The organism is Catenuloplanes sp. NPDC051500 (assembly GCF_044454585.1).
Lineage (GTDB): Bacteria > Actinomycetota > Actinomycetes > Mycobacteriales > Micromonosporaceae > Catenuloplanes.
This window is the reverse complement of the sequence record NZ_JBITDX010000003.1, coordinates 450339-472932: the sequence shown is the minus strand read 5'-3', so window position 1 is coordinate 472932 and position 22594 is coordinate 450339. Positions and strand designations below refer to the sequence as shown.

General features: G+C 71.8%; 19 protein-coding genes. 6 read left to right on the top strand and 13 right to left on the bottom strand.

What is annotated here, in order from left to right; genetic code table 11:
• Positions 1 to 42 precede the first annotated feature (42 nt).
• The gene (locus tag ACIA8K_RS08665; protein WP_396056469.1) at positions 43 to 1188 is read left to right on the top strand and encodes a class I SAM-dependent methyltransferase; all 1146 of its coding nucleotides are present in this window, start codon (positions 43 to 45) and stop codon (positions 1186 to 1188) included.
• Here the strand turns inward: ACIA8K_RS08665 and ACIA8K_RS08660 are convergent.
• Positions 1175 to 2161: a hypothetical protein gene (locus tag ACIA8K_RS08660; protein ID WP_396056467.1), complete on the bottom strand. Its 987-nt coding sequence runs from the start codon at positions 2159 to 2161 to the stop codon at positions 1175 to 1177. The two genes, ACIA8K_RS08665 and ACIA8K_RS08660, sit on opposite strands and share 14 nt — an antisense overlap.
• The gene (locus tag ACIA8K_RS08655) at positions 2154 to 2372 is read right to left on the bottom strand and encodes a heavy-metal-associated domain-containing protein (protein WP_396056465.1); all 219 of its coding nucleotides are present in this window, start codon (positions 2370 to 2372) and stop codon (positions 2154 to 2156) included. The genes ACIA8K_RS08660 and ACIA8K_RS08655 overlap by 8 nt, the downstream gene beginning before the upstream one ends.
• Before the next feature lie 88 nt (positions 2373 to 2460).
• Here ACIA8K_RS08655 and ACIA8K_RS08650 point away from each other — a divergent pair, with 88 nt between their 5' ends.
• Positions 2461 to 3435 carry an NlpC/P60 family protein gene (locus ACIA8K_RS08650; protein ID WP_396056463.1) on the top strand — a complete coding sequence of 325 codons (975 nt, stop codon included), beginning with the start codon at positions 2461 to 2463 and terminating at the stop codon, positions 3433 to 3435.
• Between the two features lie 101 nt (positions 3436 to 3536).
• On the opposite strand, the gene ACIA8K_RS08645 is transcribed toward ACIA8K_RS08650, so the two are convergent.
• Complete coding sequence (locus ACIA8K_RS08645; protein ID WP_396056461.1) at positions 3537 to 5633, bottom strand: RecQ family ATP-dependent DNA helicase; 2097 nt, start codon at positions 5631 to 5633, stop codon at positions 3537 to 3539.
• 200 nt (positions 5634 to 5833) lie between these two features.
• On the opposite strand from ACIA8K_RS08645, the gene ACIA8K_RS08640 reads away from it, so the two are divergent.
• A complete protein-coding gene (locus ACIA8K_RS08640; protein ID WP_396056457.1) occupies positions 5834 to 7168 on the top strand; it encodes a TrkH family potassium uptake protein in 1335 nt (444 codons plus the stop codon).
• Positions 7161 to 7835 carry a potassium channel family protein gene (locus ACIA8K_RS08635; RefSeq protein WP_396056455.1) on the top strand — a complete coding sequence of 225 codons (675 nt, stop codon included), beginning with the start codon at positions 7161 to 7163 and terminating at the stop codon, positions 7833 to 7835. Before ACIA8K_RS08640 ends, ACIA8K_RS08635 begins: the two co-directional genes overlap by 8 nt.
• Before the next feature lie 34 nt (positions 7836 to 7869).
• Here ACIA8K_RS08635 and ACIA8K_RS08630 read toward each other — a convergent pair whose 3' ends face one another.
• The 9 genes from ACIA8K_RS08630 to ACIA8K_RS08590 form a co-directional block, all read right to left on the bottom strand.
• Positions 7870 to 9387: a fused MFS/spermidine synthase gene (locus tag ACIA8K_RS08630; protein ID WP_396056453.1), complete on the bottom strand. Its 1518-nt coding sequence runs from the start codon at positions 9385 to 9387 to the stop codon at positions 7870 to 7872.
• Positions 9388 to 9393: 6 nt separating this feature from the next.
• Complete coding sequence (locus ACIA8K_RS08625; protein WP_396056451.1) at positions 9394 to 10377, bottom strand: coiled-coil domain-containing protein; 984 nt, start codon at positions 10375 to 10377, stop codon at positions 9394 to 9396.
• 469 nt (positions 10378 to 10846) lie between these two features.
• A complete protein-coding gene (locus ACIA8K_RS08620) occupies positions 10847 to 11656 on the bottom strand; it encodes an inositol monophosphatase family protein (RefSeq protein WP_396056734.1) in 810 nt (269 codons plus the stop codon).
• A gap of 5 nt (positions 11657 to 11661) precedes the next feature.
• Positions 11662 to 12114: a response regulator gene (locus ACIA8K_RS08615; RefSeq protein ID WP_396056449.1), complete on the bottom strand. Its 453-nt coding sequence runs from the start codon at positions 12112 to 12114 to the stop codon at positions 11662 to 11664.
• Positions 12111 to 13718 carry an ATP-binding protein gene (locus ACIA8K_RS08610; RefSeq protein ID WP_396056447.1) on the bottom strand — a complete coding sequence of 536 codons (1608 nt, stop codon included), beginning with the start codon at positions 13716 to 13718 and terminating at the stop codon, positions 12111 to 12113. Before ACIA8K_RS08610 ends, ACIA8K_RS08615 begins: the two co-directional genes overlap by 4 nt.
• Positions 13718 to 14929, bottom strand: coding sequence for a PP2C family protein-serine/threonine phosphatase (locus tag ACIA8K_RS08605; protein WP_396056445.1), 1212 nt, complete (start codon positions 14927 to 14929; stop codon positions 13718 to 13720). Before ACIA8K_RS08605 ends, ACIA8K_RS08610 begins: the two co-directional genes overlap by 1 nt.
• Before the next feature lie 127 nt (positions 14930 to 15056).
• Entirely contained in the window at positions 15057 to 15401 is a 345-nt protein-coding gene (locus tag ACIA8K_RS08600) for a hypothetical protein (RefSeq protein WP_396056443.1), read from the bottom strand.
• A gap of 84 nt (positions 15402 to 15485) precedes the next feature.
• On the bottom strand, positions 15486 to 18026 hold the full coding sequence (locus ACIA8K_RS08595; RefSeq protein ID WP_396056441.1) for a glycoside hydrolase family 9 protein: 2541 nt from the start codon (positions 18024 to 18026) through the stop codon (positions 15486 to 15488).
• Positions 18027 to 18131: 105 nt separating this feature from the next.
• Positions 18132 to 19541 (bottom strand): PLP-dependent aminotransferase family protein, encoded by a 1410-nt coding sequence (locus tag ACIA8K_RS08590; protein ID WP_396056439.1) that lies wholly within the window; start codon positions 19539 to 19541, stop codon positions 18132 to 18134.
• On the opposite strand from ACIA8K_RS08590, the gene ACIA8K_RS08585 reads away from it, so the two are divergent.
• The gene (locus ACIA8K_RS08585; protein WP_396056437.1) at positions 19540 to 20484 is read left to right on the top strand and encodes a DMT family transporter; all 945 of its coding nucleotides are present in this window, start codon (positions 19540 to 19542) and stop codon (positions 20482 to 20484) included. The genes ACIA8K_RS08590 and ACIA8K_RS08585 overlap by 2 nt on opposite strands.
• On the opposite strand, the gene ACIA8K_RS08580 is transcribed toward ACIA8K_RS08585, so the two are convergent.
• Positions 20451 to 20840, bottom strand: a complete 390-nt coding sequence (locus ACIA8K_RS08580; protein WP_396056435.1) for a tetratricopeptide repeat protein — start codon at positions 20838 to 20840, stop codon at positions 20451 to 20453. The genes ACIA8K_RS08585 and ACIA8K_RS08580 overlap by 34 nt on opposite strands.
• Before the next feature lie 135 nt (positions 20841 to 20975).
• On the opposite strand from ACIA8K_RS08580, the gene ACIA8K_RS08575 reads away from it, so the two are divergent.
• Positions 20976 to 22448: a diguanylate cyclase domain-containing protein gene (locus tag ACIA8K_RS08575; RefSeq protein ID WP_396056433.1), complete on the top strand. Its 1473-nt coding sequence runs from the start codon at positions 20976 to 20978 to the stop codon at positions 22446 to 22448.
• Positions 22449 to 22594 lie beyond the last annotated feature (146 nt).

Genomic DNA, 22594 nt, shown 5'->3' with positions numbered 1-22594 from the left:
GGCGAGGCCGGGCCCACCCGATCCCGGACGTACGCTTGGCGGATGCCCGAAACGCTTTCCGACGCCCTCGCCGAGGTGCGCGCGCTGCTGCTGCGCCCCGACCTGACCCGCGCGGTGGCCGCCGGGCGACGCAAGGGGCAGACGCCGTCAGTGGTCCGCGCCGAGCTGCGGCCGGTCTCGCTGAAGGGCGGCCCCAAGCTCCAGATCGTGACGAACGACGGTGCCCGGCCGTTCACCCGGAACGTCGCGTTCGGCGATGAGGCGGCCGACGCGGTGGACGCGCTGCTGGCCGAGCCGTTCGGGAACTGGCACGTGGAGTCGCCGGGCGGGACGGTCCAGGTCCGGATCACCAAGAAGGGCGACGCGCAGGTCCATCGTGCTGTCTCCGAGGTCTCCGAGGCGGCGGCACCAGCCTCGCACGACCGCGCCAAGGAACACCTGCTGGCCCCGGACGACCCGCTGTTCACTGAGATCGGCGGCGGCGCGGCCAAGCGCCGCCAGGTCGACGCGTTCCTGCGCGCGCTCGCGGCCACGCTGCCCGACGAGCTGCCCGCCCACCTGCGCGTGGTGGACCTGGGCTGCGGTAACGCCTACCTGACGTTCGCGGCGTACCGCTATCTGGCGTCCCGGGGCGTGGCGCTGGACGTGGTCGGCGTGGACGTGCGCGAGGACCAGCGGGTCCGCAACACCGCGCTGGCTGAGCGGCTGGGCTGCGCCGACGAGGTCCGGTTCGTGGCAGGCACCATCCTGGACGCGGACGTCGAGCGCGCCGACGTGGTGCTGGCGCTGCACGCCTGCGACACCGCCACCGACGAGGCGCTGGCCCGCGCTGTCGAGTGGGAGGCGAGCTGGGTGCTTGCCGCGCCCTGCTGCCACCACGACCTCGCGGCCCAGCTCCGCAGGCAGGCGGTCCCGTCGCCGTTCGAAGGGCTCGGCCGGCACGGCATCCTGCGCGAGCGGTTCGCCGACGTGCTCACCGACACGGTCCGGGCGTCGCTGCTGCGCCTACACGGCTACCGCGTCGAGGTGGTGGAGTTCATCGACTCCGCGCACACGCCACGCAACCTGCTGATCCGCGCGCGGCACACCGGCACGGCGCCGACAGCGGCCGTTCGGGAGGAGTACACCGCGCTTACCGGCGGGTTCCACATCGAGCCCGCGCTGGAGAAGCTGCTCAGCCGATCGTGATCGTGTACGCCGCGGTGTGCACCACGCCGTCCACCTGGAAGTCGAAGAACGCCCGGTAGCGGCCCCTGCTCGGCGCGGCAAGCCAGAACTTCACCGCGCGGTCCACTGTGAGCTGGTCCTCCGGGTGGACGTGCACGTATCCGAGATCGCCCTCGCGCAGCACCACGAGGTGCCCGTACGCACCCAGGTACGGCTCCGGCGCGAGGGCGGTGCCACCGCGCCGCACCGTGAAGATCATCGGCTGGACCGAGCCGAGCGCGGGTGTGCCGGCCAACTCCACCCCGAACCCGCCGGCCTCCACGACCGGAGTGGCCTCAGGCAGGGGTGAAGCCAGGTAGTCGCCGCCGACCGACAGATCGACGCCGAGCGTGGTCGCGACCTGAATCCCGGCCGCGGTGGTCGCGGTGAAGTCCGCGTAGGCGCGCCAGACACCGGCCGTGGGCAGCGCCAGCTCGGTGCTCCAGGTGCCGTCCGGCGCGAGCTCCGGGTGCACATGCTGGTAGCCGAAGAGGTCGCGGCGCACCACGATCAGGTGCAGCCGCTTGTCGTGCACGACCGCGAAGTCGGTCACCGGAGTGCCGTCCGCGGTCTGCACGGTGAACCGGAACGGCTGGCGGCCGGACGGCGCCGGGAACGCGGTCTCGGCCGGGACCAGCCGGAAGTCCGCGGAGCTGACCACCAGGCCGCCCACGTCGCCGGCGGCCGGGTTGCCGCCGACAGTGACACCTGTGCCGCCGCTGCTCCCGCCGCTCGTGCCGCCGTGCACGTGGGCCGCCACGCCGGGCGCGTCCGTGTGCACCGCATTCGCCCCGGTAGCGGCCGGGAGCGGTGCGACCCGGTCCGGCCCGCCGGAGGTGATCCGGCCCAGCCCGAAGCCGGCCAGCACCGCCAGCACGACGCCGCCGACGATCCCGAGCAGGCGCATGGAAGCGCGCTCGTTCGCCGCGGCGGGCTTTATCTCGGTGTCAGGCATCGGCCGAGGCTAGCGCGTACCCCGCCTCGTCGACGGCCGTGCGGACCTCGTCGACCGGGAGCGGGCCGTCGCTGGTGACGGTCACCGTGCCGGTCGGCAGGTCCACGGTCACGTCGTGCACGCCGGGCAGCTGGGTCAGCTCACCGGTGACCGCCTGCACGCAGTGTGCGCAGGTCATCCCGGTGACGGCGTAGGTGTTTGTGACAGACATGGCGCACGCTCCCTGAGGTCTCGACCGGTCCGACTATACCCCCGGGTGGTATACGAGCCCCTCCACCGGGGACGGTCGTTGATCCGGTGTGTTCTCTTCCGCCGTCACGCGTGTCGCCAGGATCACGCTGGCCGTCGCGGTCCTGATCGGTGCGGTCGCGGCGCCGGCCTCGGCCGATCCGGACGCGCCACAGTCAATGCAGGAGCTGCGGCAACGGCTCGCGGCCGCGGCACATCAGCTGGAGGTGGTCATCGAGGAGCACAACGCGCTCCGCGAGGACGTGGCTGACACGGAGCGGCGGCGGAGCGAGATCGGCGCGCAGAAGGCGCCGGTCGAGTTCGCCATGGTGGAGCGGCAGGAGCGGATCGGGCACCTGGCCGCGTCCGCGTACCGCTCGTCCGGCAACGCCCGCGCGCTGATGCTCGCGGCCGGCGGCGGCGCCGACCTGCTGGAGCGGCTGCTCACGCTCGACGTGCTGGCCCGGGAGCAGAACCAGGAGCTGCATGCGCTTACCGAGTCGCGCGCCCGGTTCGCCGCGATGGAGCGCGAGGCCGACGTGCTCGCCGCGAAGCAGCGGGAGCAGCAGGTGGAGCTGTCCGTCCGCAAGGCGGAGATCGAGAAGGAGATCGAGCGGCTGCGCCGGATGCGGCTGGCCTCCGGCGCGCGGGTGCGCCCGCTCGACCTCGCTCCCCCCGCACCCCCGTCCGGGCTGGCCGGCAACGCGATCCGGTTCGCCTACGCACAGCTGGGCAAGCCCTACCGCTGGGGCGCGGACGGGCCGAGCTCCTTCGACTGCTCCGGCCTCACCATGGCCGCCTGGGAGCACGCCGGCACGCCACTGCCGCACAACGCGGCCCGCCAGTGGCAGACCGTGCAGCGCATCGGCCGCGACGACCTCCGCCCCGGCGACCTGGTCTTCTACTACGGCGGAATCAGCCACGTCGCGCTCTACGTCGGTGACGGCAAGATGATCCACGCCCCCACCGTCGGCGAGAACGTCCGCATCGACCCGGTCACCTACCAGCCGGTCCACGGCTACGGCCGCGTCCTCGACGGCCGCTGACGGCACCCGGCCCAGACCGAGGATCAGGAACCGATCTTCCCGCACCGCGGGTGGTTGCGGCCCGCACGCTCCCGCCGGGGACCGGCTCAATGGCAGAACCGTCAGCCCGCCACCGCAAGCGCGAGCGGCAGCACCGCGGGTGCGCCGGCGCGGCGGAGGAGACGGGCGGCGAGCGTCATCGTCCAGCCGGAGTCGGTCAGGTCGTCGACCAGCAGGACCGGGCCGGTCAGCGAGGCAGGGTCACCGTCCAGGATGAACGCGTCGTGAAGCAGGCGGACGCGTTGAGCGCTGTTGGATCGGGACGGCTCCGGGCCGTCGTCGTCGCGGCGGGTGATGGTGCCGAGGACGGGCAGACGGCCGACCGTAGCGATCCGGTCCGCCAGGCTGCGGGTGAGCACCGGGCGGCGGCGGGACAGGATCGGCACCACGCCGACCGGCCGCGCCGACCACTGCTCCGGCCCGTGCGACCAGTCCTTCAGCACCTCGACCACTGCTGCGAGCAGATCGTCCGGAAGCGGGCCGTCCGGCGCGCCGTCGGCCAGCAGCGCGCGCAGCCGGTCGCCCCAGCCGAGGTCGGAGAGGCGGCCCACGGCCCGGCCCGGCGCGGCCTGCTCACCGGCCGGGATGCGGCCCTTGAGCGAGACGCCGATCGACTCCATGCCGGTCGGCCACATCGCCTTCGGCGGCAGGTCGAGGCCGGGGCGGCCGAGGAACGACTGTGCGGCGGCCAGCGCGGGCGCGGAGACGTCGGCCGGCAGCAGCGGACCGGCGCACAGGTCGCAGCGGCCGCACGGCGCCGCCTCCGGATCGTCAAGCCGCTCGCGCAGGAACATCAGGCGGCAGCCGGTGGTCAGCGACGCGTACTCCCGCATGGAGCGTTGTTCGGCCTCGCGGGCCTCGGCCACCCGGCGCAGGCGGGGCGCGTCGTAGGACCAGGGCTCGCCGGTGGAGATCCAGCCGCCCTTCACCCGGCGCACGGCGCCGTCGACATCAAGCACCTTGAGCATCAGCTCCAGCCGGGTACGGCGCAGGTCGACGAGCGGCTCCAGCGCGGGCACCGAGATCGGCCGGTCGGAGAGGTTGGCCAGCACGGACCTGACCTGCTCCTCCGGCGGGAACGCCATCGAGGCAAAGTACCGCCAGATGGCCGCGTCCTCCGGGCCGGGCAACAGCAGCACTTCGGCGTGGTCGACACCGCGGCCGGCGCGGCCGACCTGCTGGTAGTACGCGATCGGGGACGGTGGCGCGCCCAGGTGCACCACGAAGCCGAGGTCGGGCTTGTCGAACCCCATGCCGAGCGCGGACGTGGCGATCAGCGCCTTGATCTTGTTGTCCAGCAGGTCCTGCTCGGCGGCGCGGCGCTCCGCGTCCTCGGTCTGGCCCGAGTAGGACGCGACGGAGAAGCCGCGCGAGCGCAGGAACTCCGCGGTCTCGGTCGCGGCCGCCACGGTCAGCGTGTAGACGATGCCGGAGCCGGGCAGCTCGTCCAGGTGGTCGGCGAGCCAGCCCAGCCGGTACGCCGCGGACGGCAGCTGGTGCACGGCCAGCCGCAGCGACTCCCGGTCCAGCGAGCCGCGCAGCACAAGCGCGCCGGCGCCGAGCTGCTCCGCCACATCTGCCGTGACGCGCGCGTTGGCCGTGGCGGTGGTGGCGAGCACAGGTGTGTGCTCGGGCAGCCCGGCCAGGAACGTGCGCAGCCGCCGGTAGTCCGGCCGGAAGTCGTGCCCCCAGTCGGAGACGCAATGCGCCTCATCCACCACGAGCAGGCCTGTGGTGGCCGCCAGCTCGGGCAGCACGGTGTCCCGGAAGTCGGGGTTGTTGAGCCGCTCCGGGCTGATCAGCAGCACGTCGACCGCGCCGGACGCGACCTCCGCGGTGATCTTGCCCCACTCCTCCAGGTTTGCCGAGTTGATGGTGCGGGCGGTGATGCCGGCCCGGGCCGCGGCCTCGACCTGGTTACGCATCAGCGCGAGTAGCGGCGAGATGATCACTGTCGGGCCGGCGCCCAGCTCGCGGAGCAGCGCGGTCGCCACGAAGTAGACCGCGGACTTTCCCCAGCCGGTGCGCTGGACGCAGAGCACCCGCTGGAACGAGACGACAAGCGCCTCGATCGCCCGCCACTGGTCCTCACGGAGGCGGGCGTGATCGCCTGCCAACCGCCGTAGGACCGCTTCCGCCTGTTCCCGAACCTCAGCCACCCGACCTGTCTACCACCGGGCACCGACAGCCACGGCCGGGCTGTGGATAACTTTCCCGCCTGTGGACGGAGGTACGAGACCGGCCAGGCCCATGGAAGTGGTCACGCGATGCCTGAGCGTCGCCGCGCGAACGACGAGATGGACCGCGCGAGAGTGTCAAGTGGCCCACATTGCACCCGGGTGATAGACAGTCCCCCGTCATGCGTCGTCAACTTCAGCACCCCGCCCGCATCGTGCCCGCGGCATTCCTGGCTCTGGTCGTGATCGGGACCGTGCTCATGATGCTGCCCGTCTCGCGTGCCGAGCCGGGCTTCGCGCCGTTCGTCACCGCGCTCTTCACCGCCACCTCGGCCGTCTGCGTCACCGGGCTGGCCGTGGTGGACACCGGCACCTACTGGTCGCCGTTCGGCCAGGTGATGCTTACCGTGCTGACCCAGATCGGCGGGCTCGGCATCATGGTGATGGCCACGCTGCTCGGCGTGCTCATCTCGCAGCGTCTGGGCCTTCGCGGCCGCCTGATGGCGCAGACCGAGAGCCGGGGTCTGGAGACCGCGGACATCCGCCGGGTGGTGCTCCGGATCGCCGCGTTCTCGCTCGTGGTCGAGTCGATCATCGCGCTGATCATCGGGCTGCGGTTCTGGCTCGGCTACGGCTACTCCGCGCCGCGTGCGGCCTGGGAGGGTGTGTTCCACTCGATCCAGGCGTTCAACAACGGCGGCTTCGCGCTCTACCCGGACAGCCTGATCAGGTTCGTCGAGGACGGCTGGATCTGCACGCCGCTGTCGCTCGGCGTGATGCTCGGCAGCATCGGCTTCCCGGTCATCTTCGAGCTGGCCCGCGAGTGGCGGAAGCCGGCCGGCTGGTCCACGCACACCCGGCTCACCGTGTGGGGCTCGATAGTGCTGGGCCTCTTCGGGTTCTTCTTCGTGCTGGCGTTCGAGTGGAACAACCCGGGCACGTTCGGGCCGCTCGGCTGGGTCGACAAGATCCTCGCCGCGTTCACCCAGGACGTGATGACCCGGTCCGGCGGCTTCAACAGCGTCGACTTCGGCGCGATGAACCAGGAGACGCTGACCGTCAGCACCGCACTGATGTTCATCGGCGGCGGCAGCGCGTCCACCTCCGGCGGCATCAAGCTGACCACGTTCTTCCTGCTCGGGTTCGTCATTCTGGCCGAGATCCGCGGCGAACCGGACGTGGTGATCGGCCGTCGCCGGATCGCCGAGACCACCCAGCGGCAGGCGATGACCGTCGCGCTACTCGGCGTCGCGCTCGTCGGCGCCGGCACGCTTGCGCTGCTCGCCATCGACCGGGACATCACGCTGGACCGGGCGATCTTCGAGGCCACGTCCGCGTTCGCCACCGTCGGGCTCTCCACAGGCATCACCCCGACCCTGCCGGAGAGCGGGCAGATCGTGCTCGTCATCCTGATGTACGTGGGCCGCGTCGGCACCATCGCGGTCGGCTCCGCAATCGCGCTCAACAGTCGCACCCGCCTCTACCGCTATCCCGAGGAAAGGCCGATCGTTGGCTAGCAACGGCAGAACGAACCTCGACGACAACGTGGTGGTGATCGGGCTCGGCCGGTTCGGCGGGCAGGTCGCCGACTCGCTGCTGCGTCTCGGCCACGAGGTGCTCGGCATCGACGAGAGCCCGAAGATCGTCCAGCAGTGGGGGGACCGGCTCACCCACGTCGCCCAGGCCGACTCGACGGACAACGACGCGCTGCGCCAGCTCGGCGTGCACGAGTTCAAGCGCGCGGTGGTCGGCATCGGCACCGACATCGAGGCCAGCGTGCTCACCGTGCTGGCGCTTACCGAGCTCGGCATCACCGAGATCTGGGCCAAGGCGATCTCCGCCAAGCACGGCAAGATCCTCTCCTCGGTCGGCGCGAACCACGTGATCTACCCCGAGGCGGTGATGGGCGAGCGCGTCGCGCACCTGATCACCAGCAAGATGATCGACTTCATCGAGTTCGACGAGGGTTTCGCGATCGCGAAGGTCCGCGCGCCCAAGGACACCGCCGGACGCTCACTCGCCGACATCGGCCTGCGCAAACGCCATGGCATCACGGTGATCGCGGTCCGCCCGCCGGACGGCAGCTTCATCTTCGCCGAGGCGCTGACGCTCGTACCGCCCGGCAGCAAACTGATCGTGGCCGGCACCCCGAAACAGGTCCAGGCGTTCGCCGCCACAACCTAGAAACCGCCCTGTGGGTACGCCCCGGAGCGGCAGATCACCGGGAGAGCAATTGGTCGACCGGGGCGTACTCGTCGGTCAGCACCCGGGCACCGTCCACGAACTCGGCCAGCTCCGCACCGGCAAGCATCGTCACCGGGCCGGTAGCCGTCTGTGCCATCCGCGCCCGGATCTCGGCAAGCGGGAGCGGCGCGGCAGACGCCACGATCACGAAGTTCGCACCCTCCTTCCCGTCCAGCGCCGCCGGCGGCCCGATCAGCGCCACGTGCGGGAACACGTCCTGCACAGTCGCTACCTCCGCGCGGATGAAGTACAGCGGCGGATAGTCGATCACGTTCTGCGCGTAGATCGCGGTGCCGGTCATCGACGCCCGCACCTGCACCGCCATCTCCCGGGTCGCCAGGTGCCACGGCACCACCAGGTCGCCGAACGCGTCGCCGATCACGAAGTCCGCCCGCCCGGCAGGCTGCTCGGCCAGGGATACCCGCGCGTCCCCGATCACCGCGGTCAGGTTCGGCCCGGTCTCCAGGCCCAGCTCCGCACGGTCCAGATCGACCAGCTGGCCGTCCAGCTCCAGCACGGTCTGGGTGCTCCCCGGGCGTACCGCGGCAAGGTATTTAGGCAGTGTGAAGCCGCCACCGCCCAGGTGCAGCGCATTCAGCGGCTGCCCGGCCGGGGCGGCGACGTCGGAGACGGCGGCGATCCACTGGACGTACTCGAACTCCAGGTGGCGGGGGTCGTCCAGGTCCACGTAGGAGTGGTCGCCGGCGTTGAGCACAAGCGTGCGCCCGCCCGGCCGGTTCTCGTCCGCCACCACTGACGCGCAGCTGTACGCGGTCTCCACGTCGCACGGCGTCGGCGCGATCACCGTCAGCCCGGCCCCGACCAGCCCGAGCACCGCGGCCGCCACCTTCGCCCGCCGCGGGCCGGCCGCGTCCAGCCGGCGCAGATGCCAGCCGAGCGCCAGCCCGCCCACGCCTAGCAGCACCGCCAGGCTGAACATGATTACCCGGCTGGGCAGCGTCGCGACAAGCACGAACCCGGTGCCGAGCGTGGCCGTGATGCCGCCAAGCGTGCCGATGCCGGACAGCCTGCCCACCACCTGCCCGGTCCGGCGCAGGTCGGAGAGCTGCAGCTTCACCACCATCGGGGTGACCGCGGAGAGCAGCCCGGCCGGGACGACCACGGCCAGCGCGGTCAGCGCCAGCACGCCGACGGCCGCGTTGCCGCGCAGGATCTCGCCGGCGTACCGGATCAGCGGGAACGTCAGCGCGGTCGCGATGCCGGCCAGGATCAGCGCCGGGGCCAGCATGGTGCGCGGGTCCCGGCGGTCGGCCAGCCACCCGCCGGCCCACGCGCCGTACGCGATCGCTGCCAGCGCCATCGCGATCACCGAGCTGGTGGTCTGCAGCGTGAGCCCGACGTACGGCCCGATCAGCCGCTGCGCGACGATCTCCAGGACCAGCACCGCACCGCTGGAACCGAAGACGAGCGTGGCGGCGAGGCCGTTGGGCAGGGCCTTGGGTTGTTGGTCTTCCACCCGGCAAGTAAACACGGGCGGTCAGTACATCGACACGTGCACGTGGTTGGTGTGGGTCGCGGCCGGTCCGCCCCGCGCGCCATACGACTGCCAGCCGGTGCCAGGCATCCAGATCCGCCGGTACCAGATCACGTAGAGCACGCCGAGCGCGTCCGCGTTGTGCACCAGGTAGGCGGCCAGCCTGTCCCCGTATTCTCGGTCGTCGCCGGCCGCGTTCACGTCCTCGAACCCGCCCGGCGCGGCCGCGAAGTCGCAGGCCCGGCCCCGTGGGTGCTCGCCGCCGCCACCGCTGCGGTAACAGGAGACGAACCGCCGGAAGCCGTCCGCCCGCGACTGACGCATCACGTGCAGCGTGCGTGGCGTGACGCAGCCGCGCGTGGTCGGGTCCCCGACCGTGCACGACTCGGCTGGCCACTCCCCGTCGGCCCGGCGCGGCGCGGGGTCGGCCGCCACCGAGTCCGCGTCGGCGAACCCGCCCGGCGTGCCGCCACCACCCGCAGCGGCCAGCGCCTGCTCCGCGTCCTTACGCCTCTTGGCCTGGATCTCGACCTGTTTCGCCTGCTCCCGGACCTCGTCGTCGATAGCGGTCCGGGCCCGGTCCACGTCGGCGCGCGCGGCCCGCAGGTCGCGCAGCCGCGCGTCGTCAAGCGCCGCGATCGTCTCCAGGCCGGTCGTCCGCTCCAGGAACTCCAGCCGGTCACTCGCCGCGAGCAGCAGCAGCGGGCCGGAGATCCGCCCGCGCCGGTAGGCCGCGCCCGCGACCACGCCGAGCCGGGTGGTCAGCGATGCGATCTGCGACTCCGCACGGGCGATCCGCAGCGCCAGCGCGGCCTGCCGCTTCCTGGACGCCTCCAGCCGCGCCTGGGCGTCGATGTGCGCCTTCGCCGCCTCCTCGAGCGCCACCCGCAGCGTCCGCGTCCCGCCCTCGTCGTCCGCATTGTCCGGAGCCGCCACCGCCGCCACCGCACGAGCCGCCGTAGCCACCGCAGGGGCCGCCGTCGCCACCGCCGGGGCCGCAGGAGCCGCCGCAGGGGCCGCAGGAGCCGCAGGAGCCGCAGGAGCCGCAGGAGCCGCCGGGACATACAGGGCAGTCGGCGCCGCCCCGCCCTTCGGCAGCTCCGGAACCGCGGGCAACCCGGCGAGGAGCACGACCGCCCCCACGATCGGAAGAATCCACCTCACGACGCGCGCTCGCCTCCCCCGTAGCCGGAAATCGCGCGCCAGCCTATCTACAATCGACCAGGTCAGGGCGCATACGGCACGTACGGGGGACATCGTGCTCCAGGAGTTCTACCCGATCCTGTCCCGCCTCTGACCCGCCACGACACGACGTCGGTCGCGCGCCGGGAAGCGAGCGGGACGGGTTTTCCGCCCTTGGGTCCACGGACCGGACAGGGAGGAGCGCCAGCGACGACCGGTGCCCGCGGGAGCTCGCGGAACTCGGCCCCGGCGGGAGCGGGACAACGATTGTGATCTAGAAGTGGAAGTCGTCGCCGAGGAGCGCGTGGCGGACGGCGGCCCAGATCTCCGCGTTCGCCGCGACCAGCAGGCCCTTCTGTCGGCTGGTGACCTGGTATTCCGTGCCGTCGAGGCGTCGGGCGACACCACCTGCCTCGCGGGTGAAGAGGACGCCGGGCGCGTGGTCCCAGGGGAGCGTCTTCCAGAAGAAGACGAAGTCCTGCTTGCCGCTGACCACGTCGGGATATTCCGCACCGGCGCAGTGCTGGCTGTCCAGGATCTTGGCGATGTTCGTGGAGCGCAGGCCGACCTCGGCGGCCATCTCGCCGGGCAGGTACTTGGTCATCACCGCGCCGCGCAGCGTGCTGACCGGCGCGGGGCCGGTGCGGGCGTGGACGCGGACGCCGTCGACCCAGGCGCCGGCGCCGCGCTCGGCTACCGCCATCCGGTCCCGCATGACGTCGAAGATCCAGCCGGCCCGGAGGTCGCCGTCCTCGATGAGCGCGACCATTATCGCGAACGGCGTGCGGCCGAACGCGAAGTTGCCGGTGCCGTCGATCGGATCGACGAGCCAGACCGGGCCCTCCTGGCAGATGCGGCGCAGCACGTCCGGGTCGGCGGCGACGGCTTCCTCGCCGACCACTGTGGAGCCGGGCAGGAGGCGGAGCAGGCCCTCGATCAGGCGCTCCTCGGCCAGCTCGTCCGCGACCGTGACCAGGTCGCCCGGCGCCTTCTGCCGCACGTCGGCCGTGCCGAGCCGCTTGTAGTACGGAAGCACGACGGTCCGGGCGACCTCGCGGATGAGGTCGCCGACCGGTGCGATCAGGGGGCTCAAGAGCGCGGCGGCAGCTTCACGACGCTGACGAAGAACTCGTCGATCTGCCGGACGACGGTGATGAAGCGCTCGAAGTCGACGGGCTTGGTGACGTACGCGTTCGCGTGGAGCTGGTAGCTGCGGAGAATGTCCTCGTCCGCCTGGGAGGTGGTGAGCACGACGACCGGGATGCGGCGCAGCTTCTCGTCCCGCTTGATCTCCTCAAGCACCTCGCGGCCGTCCCGCCGGGGGAGGTTGAGGTCGAGCAGGATCAGGTCCGGCAGCACCACGTCGGCGTACTTGCCCTCCTGACGGAGGTAGGCGAGCGCCTCCGCGCCGTCGGACACGACGGTGAGCCGGTTGCGGAGTTTGTGCTCCTCGAAGGCCTCCTGCGTCATCAGGACGTCGCCCGGATCGTCCTCGACGAGGAGCACCTCGATCGGGCTCTTGCCGTCTGCTGGCGCGGTCATGCCTTCTCCTCCTGGAGCTGCTTCGAGCCCTGGTCAGAGGGCAGCTCGGACGCTGCGGCGATGACCGGAAGCACGAACCTGATGGCCGTGCCGCCGGTGTAGTCCGAATCAATCCAAATTCGGCCACCATGGTACTCGACGATCTTCTTGGCGATGGCCAGTCCGATGCCGGTGCCGGGGTACGCGTCCTTCGCGTGCAGCCGCTGGAAGATCACGAAGACCTTGTCCGCGAACTCTGCCTCGATGCCGATGCCGTTGTCCTCGCAGCTGATCTCCCACTGGTCGCCGACCTCCCGGCAGGTGATCTCCACCCGCGGCGGCACGTCCGGCTTGCGGAACTTCAGCGCGTTGTTGACCAGGTTGGCCAGCAGGTTGGTGAGCAGCGGCTCCTCGCCGCGGACGGTCGGCAGGTCGTTGTAGATGATCTCGCCGTCCGCGTACTCGCGGGCCGCGTCGAGCTGGCCGCTGACCTCGTCCATCACCTTCTGCAGGTCGACCTCGGTGAAGCCGGACGTGATCCGGCCGATCCGGGAGAACGCCAGCAGGTCGTTGATCAGGCGCTGCATGCGCTGCGCGCCGTCGACCGCGAAGTAGATGTACTGGTCGGCGCGCTCGTCGAGCTTGCCGCCGTACCGCCGTTGCAGCAACTGGCAGAAGCTGGCCACCTTGCGCAGCGGTTCCTGCAGGTCGTGCGAGGCGACGTAGGCGAACTGCTCCAGGTCGCGGTTGGACCGGGTCAGCTCCTCGGTCTGCTCCTCCAGCCGCCTGTTCGTGTCCTCGATTGCGGCGCGGGCCCGGGTGACCTCGGCAAGGTCGTCGGCGATCTTGCGCCGCATGCCGTCCACGTCCGAGGCGAGCGCGGCCAGTTCGGGCGAGCCGGAGCCGGAGATCTCGTGCTGGTAGTCACCGGCCGCGACCAGGCGCACCTCGGCCGCGAGGTCGGTGACCGGCCGGACCACGAACCGTTCCAGCAGGATGAGAAGCGCCGCGCCGGCCACGATGATCACCGCGGCGGCCAGCAGCAGCAGGAACACCAGCAGGTTGCTGTTGGCCACGGTCTGGTCGGCGAAAACGTTCCGCAGCGTGAGAATGTCGTCCTGGAGCGTGGACACGTCCGCGCGGAGCACGTCGAACCGCTGCCGGCTGCCCTGATCGATGATCTGCAGGGCCCGCGCGGTGTCACCGCCCTGGACGGCCGCGATCACCGGTTCCGCGATGACCGCCCGCCACTCCGTGGAGCCGGACTCGACCGCCTCCAGCTGCTGGCGCACCCGGTCGTCCTGCGGGCTGTCGCCGAGCAGCCCCTTCATCTGGGCGAAGATCTCGCCCTCGGTGGCGAGCCCGTCGTAGTACGGCTTCAGATCGTCCTGGTCGGTGGTGAGCGCATAGCCGCGGACGGCGGTCTCCTGGTCGAGCAGCGCGCTCTGCAGACTCTGCCCGGCCACCCGCATCGGGCCGGTCTTGTCCAGCAGAACGTGAAGTCCCTCCCGGCTCTCGGCCGCGGTGTACCCGGCGACCCCGGCCAGCCCGGCGAGGATCACCCCGACCACGACAGTGAGCGCGATGGCCCGCTGCCTGAGCGTCCAATTCCTGACGGCCGCCATCAGCGACCCCTCCCCCGCGAGATCAACAACATGGCGACGTCGTCGGCAAGCGCGCCGCCGTTCAGTTCCTCCGCGCGCCCGACCAGCCAGGGCGGCAGCTCGGCGAGCGGGATGTCGGTGGCCGGCGGCACCGCGAGCAGCTCGCACAGGCCGGAGACGTCAAGCCGCTCGGTGCCCTGACCGACGTGGCCCTCGATCAGGCCGTCCGTATACATCAGGATCGACCAGTCCTCGGAGGTGAACGTCACGTCGAACGAGCGCACCGGCCGCGGGCTCACGCCGAGAAGCAGCCCGTTCGGCGCCGGGATCGGCTTCACCTCACCGCCCGTGAGCAGCAGCGGCTGCGGGTGACCGGCGAGACGCACGGTGGCGCTGTTCCCGTCCAGGTCCAGCTTGATCGCGGCGACCGTGGTGAAGATCTCCGGCAGCCGCCGCTCGCTGATCAGCACCTGTTCCAGCGCGGGCAGGATCTCGTCGTCCGGCACGCCCGCGACGACAAGCGCCCGCCAGGCGACCCGGAGCTCGACGCCGAGCGCGGCCTCGTCCACGCCGTGACCGCAGACGTCGCCCACGATCAGCTGCAGGTGCCCCTCGGCGGTCTGCACCACGTCGTAGAAGTCGCCGCCGATCAGGCCCCGGCTCCGGCCCGGCCGGTAGAACATGTGCACGCCCACCTGCTTGGTGTCGCGCAGCAGCGGCTGGGGCAGCAGACCGCGCTCAAGGCGTGCGGACTCGGCCTGGCGCAGCTCGGCCTCGCGCAGCCGGAGCGCGTTCTCGTCGGCGCGCTTGCGCTCGACCGCGTACCGCAGCGCCCGGGTCAGCAGCACGCCGTCGACCTGGCCCTTGACCAGGTAGTCCTGGGCACCCTCGGCGACCGCGTCGACGCCCAGGTGCTCGTCCTGCCGGCCGGTGAGCACGCAGACCGCGGCACGGCCGGCGATGGTCAGCACGCGGCGCAGCCCGTCCAGGCCCTGTGCGTCGGGGAGGCCGAGGTCAAGCAGGATGCAGTCGACGCCGGCGATGCGGTTCTGCGCCTCGGTGAGGCTACGGGCAACTGTCAGGTCGACTGACGCGTTCGCCTCGGCGAGCAGCTCGCCGACCAGGAACGCGTCACCCTCGTCGTCCTCGATCAGAAGGACGTGCAGACGGCCGGGCGTGGCCGGCGGAACGCCGTCGCGGGGCAGACCCCGCGTCGCGGGCGGGACGTTCATGCCCCGGCCTCACTGTTATGGGACACCGCTACTCGTTCCGGATGGTGGGCGGGGAAAGGCTCGCTGATCGTGGCCCAAACGGCGCGTACGCACAACGGGCAGCAATCTATTTGGTACACAGCTGAGCTCATGACGGAGGCGACGTCCCCCAGGACTGGATCTGCTCAGCCCGGTCCGCGAGCACCGCTCCGAAGATGCCGCCCACCCGGCCGCAGTCGTAGCAGGTCAGCGAGGTGTCGAGCTTGCGGGAGCCGCAGGTCGCGCATCGCCCGCGGTCGCTCGGGTCGGTGTAGGCGTCGAGCGCGGCGACAAGCGCGCGGGCGGTGTGCGCGGTCAGCTCGGCCTGTCGCCCGCCGTGTGGCCCGACCATCTGCACCCCGCCGACCCGGTCTCCGGTGGGCGCGGTGTCGTAGGGCTCGACCCGCTCGAGGAATCGCTCGAGCGCGGCCGCGAGGTCGGGGATGCGCGACATGTGTCCACGCTAGGGCACCGGCCCCCGCGTTCCCCAGCCGGGCGTCCCGGGAGTGGTCGGCATACCGCTCCCGGGACGCGTACCTCACCCGCAGGTCGTGCCGTTGAGCCGGAACCGGTCCGGCGCCGGGTTCGCCGCGGATGCGCTCCTGCCGGTGAAGCCGAAGGTCACCGACGCACCCGGCCGGATGACCCGGTTCCAGGGGTACGCCCCGGCCGTGACGCTCGAACCCTTCTGGCTGATGTTCGCGCTCCACCCCTGGGTCACCACCTGACCGGCGGGCAGGTCCCAGCGCAGGGCCCAGCCGTCGATCGCCCCGGCGCCGGTGTTGGCCACCGTGACCTGCGTGGTGAAGCCGCTCGGCCACTGCCCGTGGACCTGGTAGGTGACCGCGCAGCTCTGGATCGAGCCGGCGAACGACGCCATCCAGGCCAGCGGCGCGTTCCAGTTGATCGTCAGCTCATTCGTGGACCAGCTCTCGATGTCGTCCACGTAGCAGAACTGGGCGGCGCACCCGGTGAGCAGCCGCTGCGCGATCGGGTCCTGGATGTCGGAGTTCGGCCCGCCGGCGAGCGTGCCGGGCGGCGGGTTCGGCAGGTCGGGGTTGAGCTGGTGGGCGTACCAGCGGCTGTGCTGGTTCTTCGAGTCCTGCTCGCCGTACCCGGTGACGTAGGACTGGCCGAGCGCGTTCCGGCCGAGGATGTAGTCGAGCCCCTGCAGCGCGCCGGCCCGGAAGCGCGGGTCGCCGCTCAGGTCGTACGCGGTGGCAAGCACGATCGCGTTGTTGAGCACGCCGCTGTTCGAACCCCAGTCGAAGCGGTGGTTCGCCGGGTCGTACGTGAGGCCGAACGCGGAGCCGCCCTGGATCGTCAGGTACTTCTCCGCGCCGTCCAGCACTGACCGGCGCACCCGGTCCCGGTCCGGCAGCGCGTTCGGCACGGTGGCCAGGTCGAGACGGCCGAGCTGCGCCGTGCTCCCCCAGCTGAAGCCCCGCTCGTCCCAGATGTCCGCGGTGTGCAGCGGCGAGCCTTCGAGATAGTCCTGGTACACCTGCTCGCCGGTGCTGAGGTAGAGCTCCGCGGCGGCCCAGTAGAACTCGTCGGCGACGTTGTCGTCGTTGTACGCACCGCCGCCGGTGCCGTCCGCCGCGGAGGCGTAGATCGCGGGGTGGGCGACGGCGGCCGCCCACGCGGTGCGGGCCGCCTCACGGTTGCGCGCGGCGAAGGCGGCGTCATAGGGGGCGAAGAGCCTGGCCGCCTGCGCCGCCGTCGCCGCAAGGTTGAGCGTCGCCGCGGTGGACGGCGCGTGCAGCTCGCGCGGCTGCGGGTCGAGGTGCGGAAGCAGCGGCAGCCCGGTCCAAGCCGCGTCGTGGATCTTGTGATGCGCCATGCCGGTCAGCGCCTCACCGGCCGGGACCTGCATGCTGAGCAGGAACTCCTGCTCCCAGCGGACCTCGTCGAGCAGGTCCGGCACGCCGTTGCCACTCTCCGGGATCCGCAGCGCGCCGTCCTTGTGCAGCTCGGGGGCGCGCTCGAACTCGCTCATCAGCTGGTGGACGGAGATGCCGCCGTTCACCACGTACTTGCCGTGGTCGCCGGCGTCGTACCAGCCGCCGGCCACGTTGAGCGTGTAGTCGCAGACGCCGGGCTGGCAGGGCACCTCGATGTCACCCTGGTTCGGCGCGACCTGCACGTGCCCGGCCGGGCGGCCGTAGCCGGGGCGCAGCGCGTCGTCGATGGCGATGCCGCTGCGCTGCGGGTAGAAGAACTTCAGCGCGTCCGTGCCGAGTGTGGTGTACAGGTCGGCCCGGATGTCGAACGGATGGCTCGTCTCACCGTCCGCGACAAGCGTGAATCCCTGCCCGTTCCCGTGGAACGCACCGAAGTCGATGCTGTGGACGGTCAGGCCGGAGCTGCCGTCCGTACCCCGTGGGGCGGTCTGCCCGTGGGCCTTCTCAGCGCCGGCGGCGTCCCGCAGCGTCCAGTCCACAGGCGCGGTCGCGTCCGTGACAAGCGTGGCGTTCTTCGGGCCGTCCGGCAGGTAGCCGACCTGATTGACCTTGACGCGCGGGCCGGTCTCCGGATCCCAGGGCTCCTCCTCCGCGCCGCCGGTCAGCGACACGTCGTCGAGGCAGAGCCGCCACGGGTCCGCGCTGCCGCCGATCTGGAACGCGACCTGCGCGTTCGGCAGATCGACAGGCGAGGTGAACGTGTAGGTGTACGTGTCGCCGGAGACGTTCACCACGGGCGTCTGCGCGAGGTACTGCGTCCACGGGTCGACCGGCAGCTGGATCAGCGCGCGGACCGGTTTCGCCGGCGTGGCGATGCCGAAGAAGGAGAACTCGTAGGTCTCACCGGCCGTCAGCGCCACGCCGTCCTGACCGATGATCGCGTCCCACGGGTTGATCGTGCCGCCGGGGACGTCCACGCAGAGGCGGCCGCCGCTCACGGCCGGCGTGAGGTTCGCGGTGCCCCACCAGGGTGCGGTGAGTCCGTTGTCGAAGGTGCCGTTGACGATCTGCTCGGGTCCGGCGGCGTGCGCGGGCGACTGCCCGGTCACGGCTGCGGCCGCCACGGCGGTAAGGACGACAAGCGCCCCGGCCGGTACGCGTCTCGGTCTGCTCACTCGCGGATTCCCTTCACGCGGATTCCCTTCAGAGGTGGGAGCGCTCCCATGTTTCAGGCATCGTGGCAACTCGTTTCGAATATGTCAATGAATCGATGCGATTGGTCATCCGCGGGTGCGCACCGCGGCCAGCGCGCGGGTCAGCCGGGACACTCCCTCGGCAAGCTGCGCCGGAGCCGCCAGCGCGAACGTGAGCCGCAGGTGCGGGCCGTCGGGCTCGGCGGCGTACCACGGCCGGCCCGGCGAGACGACCACGTCGTGAGCGAGCGCCTCGGCCGCAAGCGCCACGTCGTCCACCCCGTCCGGCAGTCGCCACCACAGATGCAGACCCCCCGCGGGTACGGCAAGCGTGCGCGCCTCCATCGGCAACTCCCGGTGCAGCGCCGCGACCAGCGCGTCCCGCCGCTGCCGCAGGTGCGACCGCAACGTACGCCGATGCCGGGCCCAGGCGGGTGACGTGACGAAGTCGAGCGCGGCCTCCTGCAGCGGCCCGGCCACGAAGAAGTCGTCAAGCACCCGGACCGCGCGCAGTCGTGCACCGGCCGCCCCGCGCGCGCCGATCGCTGCCACCCGCAGCCCGGCCGCGGCCGCCTTGGTCAGCGACCGCAGGTAGACCACGTGGCCGCCGACGTCCGTGGCGGCCAGCGGGGGTGGCGGATCTCCGTCGATGACCAGGTCGCGGGCGTAGTCGTCCTCGATCAGGAACGCGCCGGCCCGGCGGACCGCCGCAAGCACCTCCGCGCGCCGCCGGGGCCCGAGCGTGGCGCCGTGCGGGTTCGCGTAGAGCGGCTGGCAGTAGTAGAGCCGCGCCCCGGTCCGGGTGAACGCGTCCGCCAGCAGCTCCGGGCGTACGCCCTGCGCGTCGGACGGCACCGGCACCACCCGCAGCCCGGCCGCGCGGGCGGCCGCGATCGCGCCGAGGTAGGTGGGCGCGTCGACAAGCACCGTGTCGCCCGGCCCGGCGAGCGCGCGGAACGCGGTGGCCAGCGCGGACTGACCACCCGGGCAGATGCTCATGTCCTCGGCGCGAAGCGCGGACCCGGTCTCCCGGGCGAACCAGGCGCGCAGGTCCGCACGGCCCTCCACCGGCCCACGGTCCCAGGAGGCGGGGCGGCGGGCGGCCCGGGCCAGCGCGGCCCCGAGCGCGGCGGTCGGCGCCAGCTCCGCGTCCAGGTAACCACCGGACAGCGGTATCGCGCCGGGCCGGGGAAGCGATAACAGTTCCCGCATCGCCTCCTCACCGCCCGCGCGCGGGCCGAGCGCGACGGCCTGCCAGCCGAGATCGTCGGCGCCCGCGTCCGGCGGCCGGCCCAGCACGAACGTGCCGCTGCCCGGACGCGACTCGACAAGCCCCTCCGCAACCAGGCGACGGATCGCGGCCTGCACGGTGAACGGGGAGACGTGATGCCGGGCGATCAGTTCGCGGACCGGGGGCAGCCGGGCGCCCGGCTCGGCGACGGCCACCCGGTTGCGTAGATCTTGGATAACGTTGCCAGCTGCGTTATCGTCTTCCATGACGGACAATGATAACGGCATCGCGCGCGGGTCGATAACGGGTGTCGGGTTCGGGCTGCTCGGCGTCGCCGCCTTCAGCCTCACACTTCCGGCCACCGCGCTCGCGCTCGGCGGCGGCGTCGACCCGTGGCTGATCGGCGTCGGCCGCGCCGCCGGAGCCGGGCTGCTGGCCATCGTTTACCTGCTCGTCGTGCGCGCACCCCGGCCGTCCGCGGCCCACCTGAGACGCCTCGCCCTGGTCTCGCTCGGCGTCGTCCTCGGCTTCCCGGTCTGCACCACGCTCGCGCTGATCACCTCCACCTCAGCGCACGGCGCCGTGGTGATCGCGCTGCTCCCGGCCATGACCGCGGTGTTCGCCGTGCTGCGCGGCGGCGAACGGCCACCGCACGCATTCTGGGGCGCGAGCGGCGCCGGCCTGGTCGCGGTGCTCGGGTTCCTGCTTGTCAGCGGTGGAGTCGACGGTGGACTGCACGCGGCCGATCTGCTGCTGCTCGGCGCGGTCCTGCTGGCCGCGCTCGGTTACGCGGAGGGCGGCGCGCTGGCCCGCGAGCTGGGCGGCGCCCGCACCATCTGCTGGGCGCTGGTCCTCTCCCTGCCGCTCACGGTCCCGGTCACCGGCGCGTCACTTGTGCTGCATCCGCCCCGGGAACCGTCCGCCGCGGCCTGGCTGGGCCTCGCGTACGTCACAGTGATCTCGATGTTCCTCGGCTTCTTCGCCTGGTACGCCGGCCTGGCCGCGGGCGGCGTCGCCCGAGTGGGCCAGGTGCAGCTGGTCCAGCCGGTGCTCACGCTGGGCTGGTCCGCGCTGCTGCTCGGCGAGCGGGTGGGCATGCTGACGACGGGCGCGGCCGCGCTTGTGCTGGTCTGTGTGCTGCTGACCCAGCGCACCCGCGCGGCCGTCGCGTCGCCTCAGGCCCCGGTTCGTCTGTCCGCCCGCTCCTGAATGTTGGCAAGCCCTTCCACCCGGCGGAGCGCGTCCTCGTACTCCGGCTGGTGGTGCATGGCCAACGCCAGCCGGAGGTACGGAAGCGCCTCCGCCGGACGGCCCCCGCGCTCGAGCGTGCGCCCAAGCACGTGATGGGCGTAATGGTCGGTCGGGTCGAGCTCGATCAGCGCCCGCAACTGCTTCTCGGCGCCTTTGAGCTGGGCGGACATGAAATAGGACCGGGCCAGCAGTTGCCGCACCGATGCGTTCTGCGGCTCCGCCTCCACTATCGGTTCCAGTAGCCGGGCTGCTCCGAGCGGGTCCCCCGTCTCGAAGAACATCGTCGCCCGCCGGTACTCAGCCAGAAGATCCACAGCCGCCTCCTCCAACCGGGTTCCACGAACCCCGCGCCAACGCTTCCACAACAACTGAGATACGGCGACTGTTCCGGCTCAGGTTTCCGCCGCCCGGGCCGATGAGTCGACGGAACCAGCTCTGAGGAGGACGCCTTGGGACTGCCCGCGACGCCCTCGCCCGAGACGCGGCGCCTGCGCGCCATCGTCGCCATCGCGCGGGCCGTGAACGACGCCGTTATCGACGAGCGCCGCTTCGGTGACCTGGTGTCCCGCACGGTCGCCACCCACGTGGGCGACGGCGCCACGCTCTGGCTCTACTCCCTCGACAACTCCTCGCTGGTACGGGTCGGCGCCAGCCACCGGGACGCGATCTCCGCCATGCTGCTGCGCGAGGGCGCGGCAAGCGTGCTGCGCGGGCGCGGCGACGCGGTGGTGGACGCGGTGCTCGACAGCGGCGCCGCGGCGGTGCTGAACCAGGAGGAGATGGGCCGGCACATCGCCGAGTTCGATCCGCAGCTGGCGCCGTGGCTGGCGGTCTGCGGCGTGAGCAGCGTGGCCGTGCTCCCGCTCGGCGACGGCGCGTGGCCGTGCGGCGTGCTGATCGCCACCCGGGACGCGGGACGGGACGCGTATACCGACGAGGAGTTCTCCTTTCTCCAGGCGATCGCGGAGACCGCGGCGTCGACAGTGAACACCGCGGCGCTGCTGACCGGCTCCGCCGCCGCGGTCGAGGAGCTGCGCCGCCAGGCCACCGCGCTGGACCAGCTCTCCGACGTGGTGGTCGCCTGGGACAACGACGGCAAGGTGATCGGCTGGAACGCGTCGGCCGAGCGCGTCTACGGGTACAGCGCCAGCGAGGCGCTCGGCTGCGACGTGCTCACGCTGATGGACACGCAGGTCGTCAACCCGGAGACCGGCGAGAGCAGCCCGGCCGAACGCGCATACGGCGAGCTGCTTGAGGCGCTTGCCGGCGCCGGCTCCGTGACCATGGACCTGACCCAGCGGCGGGTCGACGGCGAACGGGTCGCGGTCACCCGGACGCTCACCGGGCTCGCCGACAAGCAGGGCCGGATCATCGGCGTCATCGCGATCGACCACGACCTCGGCACCCGCGGCCTGCTCGAACGGACAGTGCTGCACGACTCGGTCACCGGCCTGCCCAACGCCCGCTTCCTCCGCGACCACCTGGAGCGCGTACTGACCTCCTGGGCCGGCGGCGCCGGGCTCGCCGCCGCGCTCGTCATCCAGCTCGGCGACCTGAACTCGCTGCTCAAGGGCCTGTCGGCGGACGTGGCCGGCCAACTGGTCAAGGTGCTCTCCGGCCGGCTCGCGGCCTCGCTGCGCCGGGGGGACGTGATCGCCCGCACCGGAACTGACGAGTTCGTGGTCGTCGCGGAGAGCGTCGGCGACACCGCGAACGTCGAGCGCCTGGCGAAACGCCTGGTCAACGCGGCCCGCCAGCCACTCGCCTCGGCCGGCCAGACCGTGCTTCTGCACCCCGCGGTCGGCGTCGCCATGCTCAACGACCGCCAACCGGTGCAGATCACGCCCGAGGAACTGATCAGTCAGGCGACCGACGCCCTGCCGGCCGCCCGAGCCGATCCCGCCCACATCGCTTTCACGTAGCTCTGGTCGTCGCTTCGCTCCTCCGGGCTCGACGCCACGGCCGAAGAAAGGCGTTCTCAGGCAGACGAAAAGCGTGTCTGGCTGAGAACGACTTTCTTCGGTCGTCCGCGCCTCACGACGTGGTCAAGCAAGCGACGGGTCCGGAG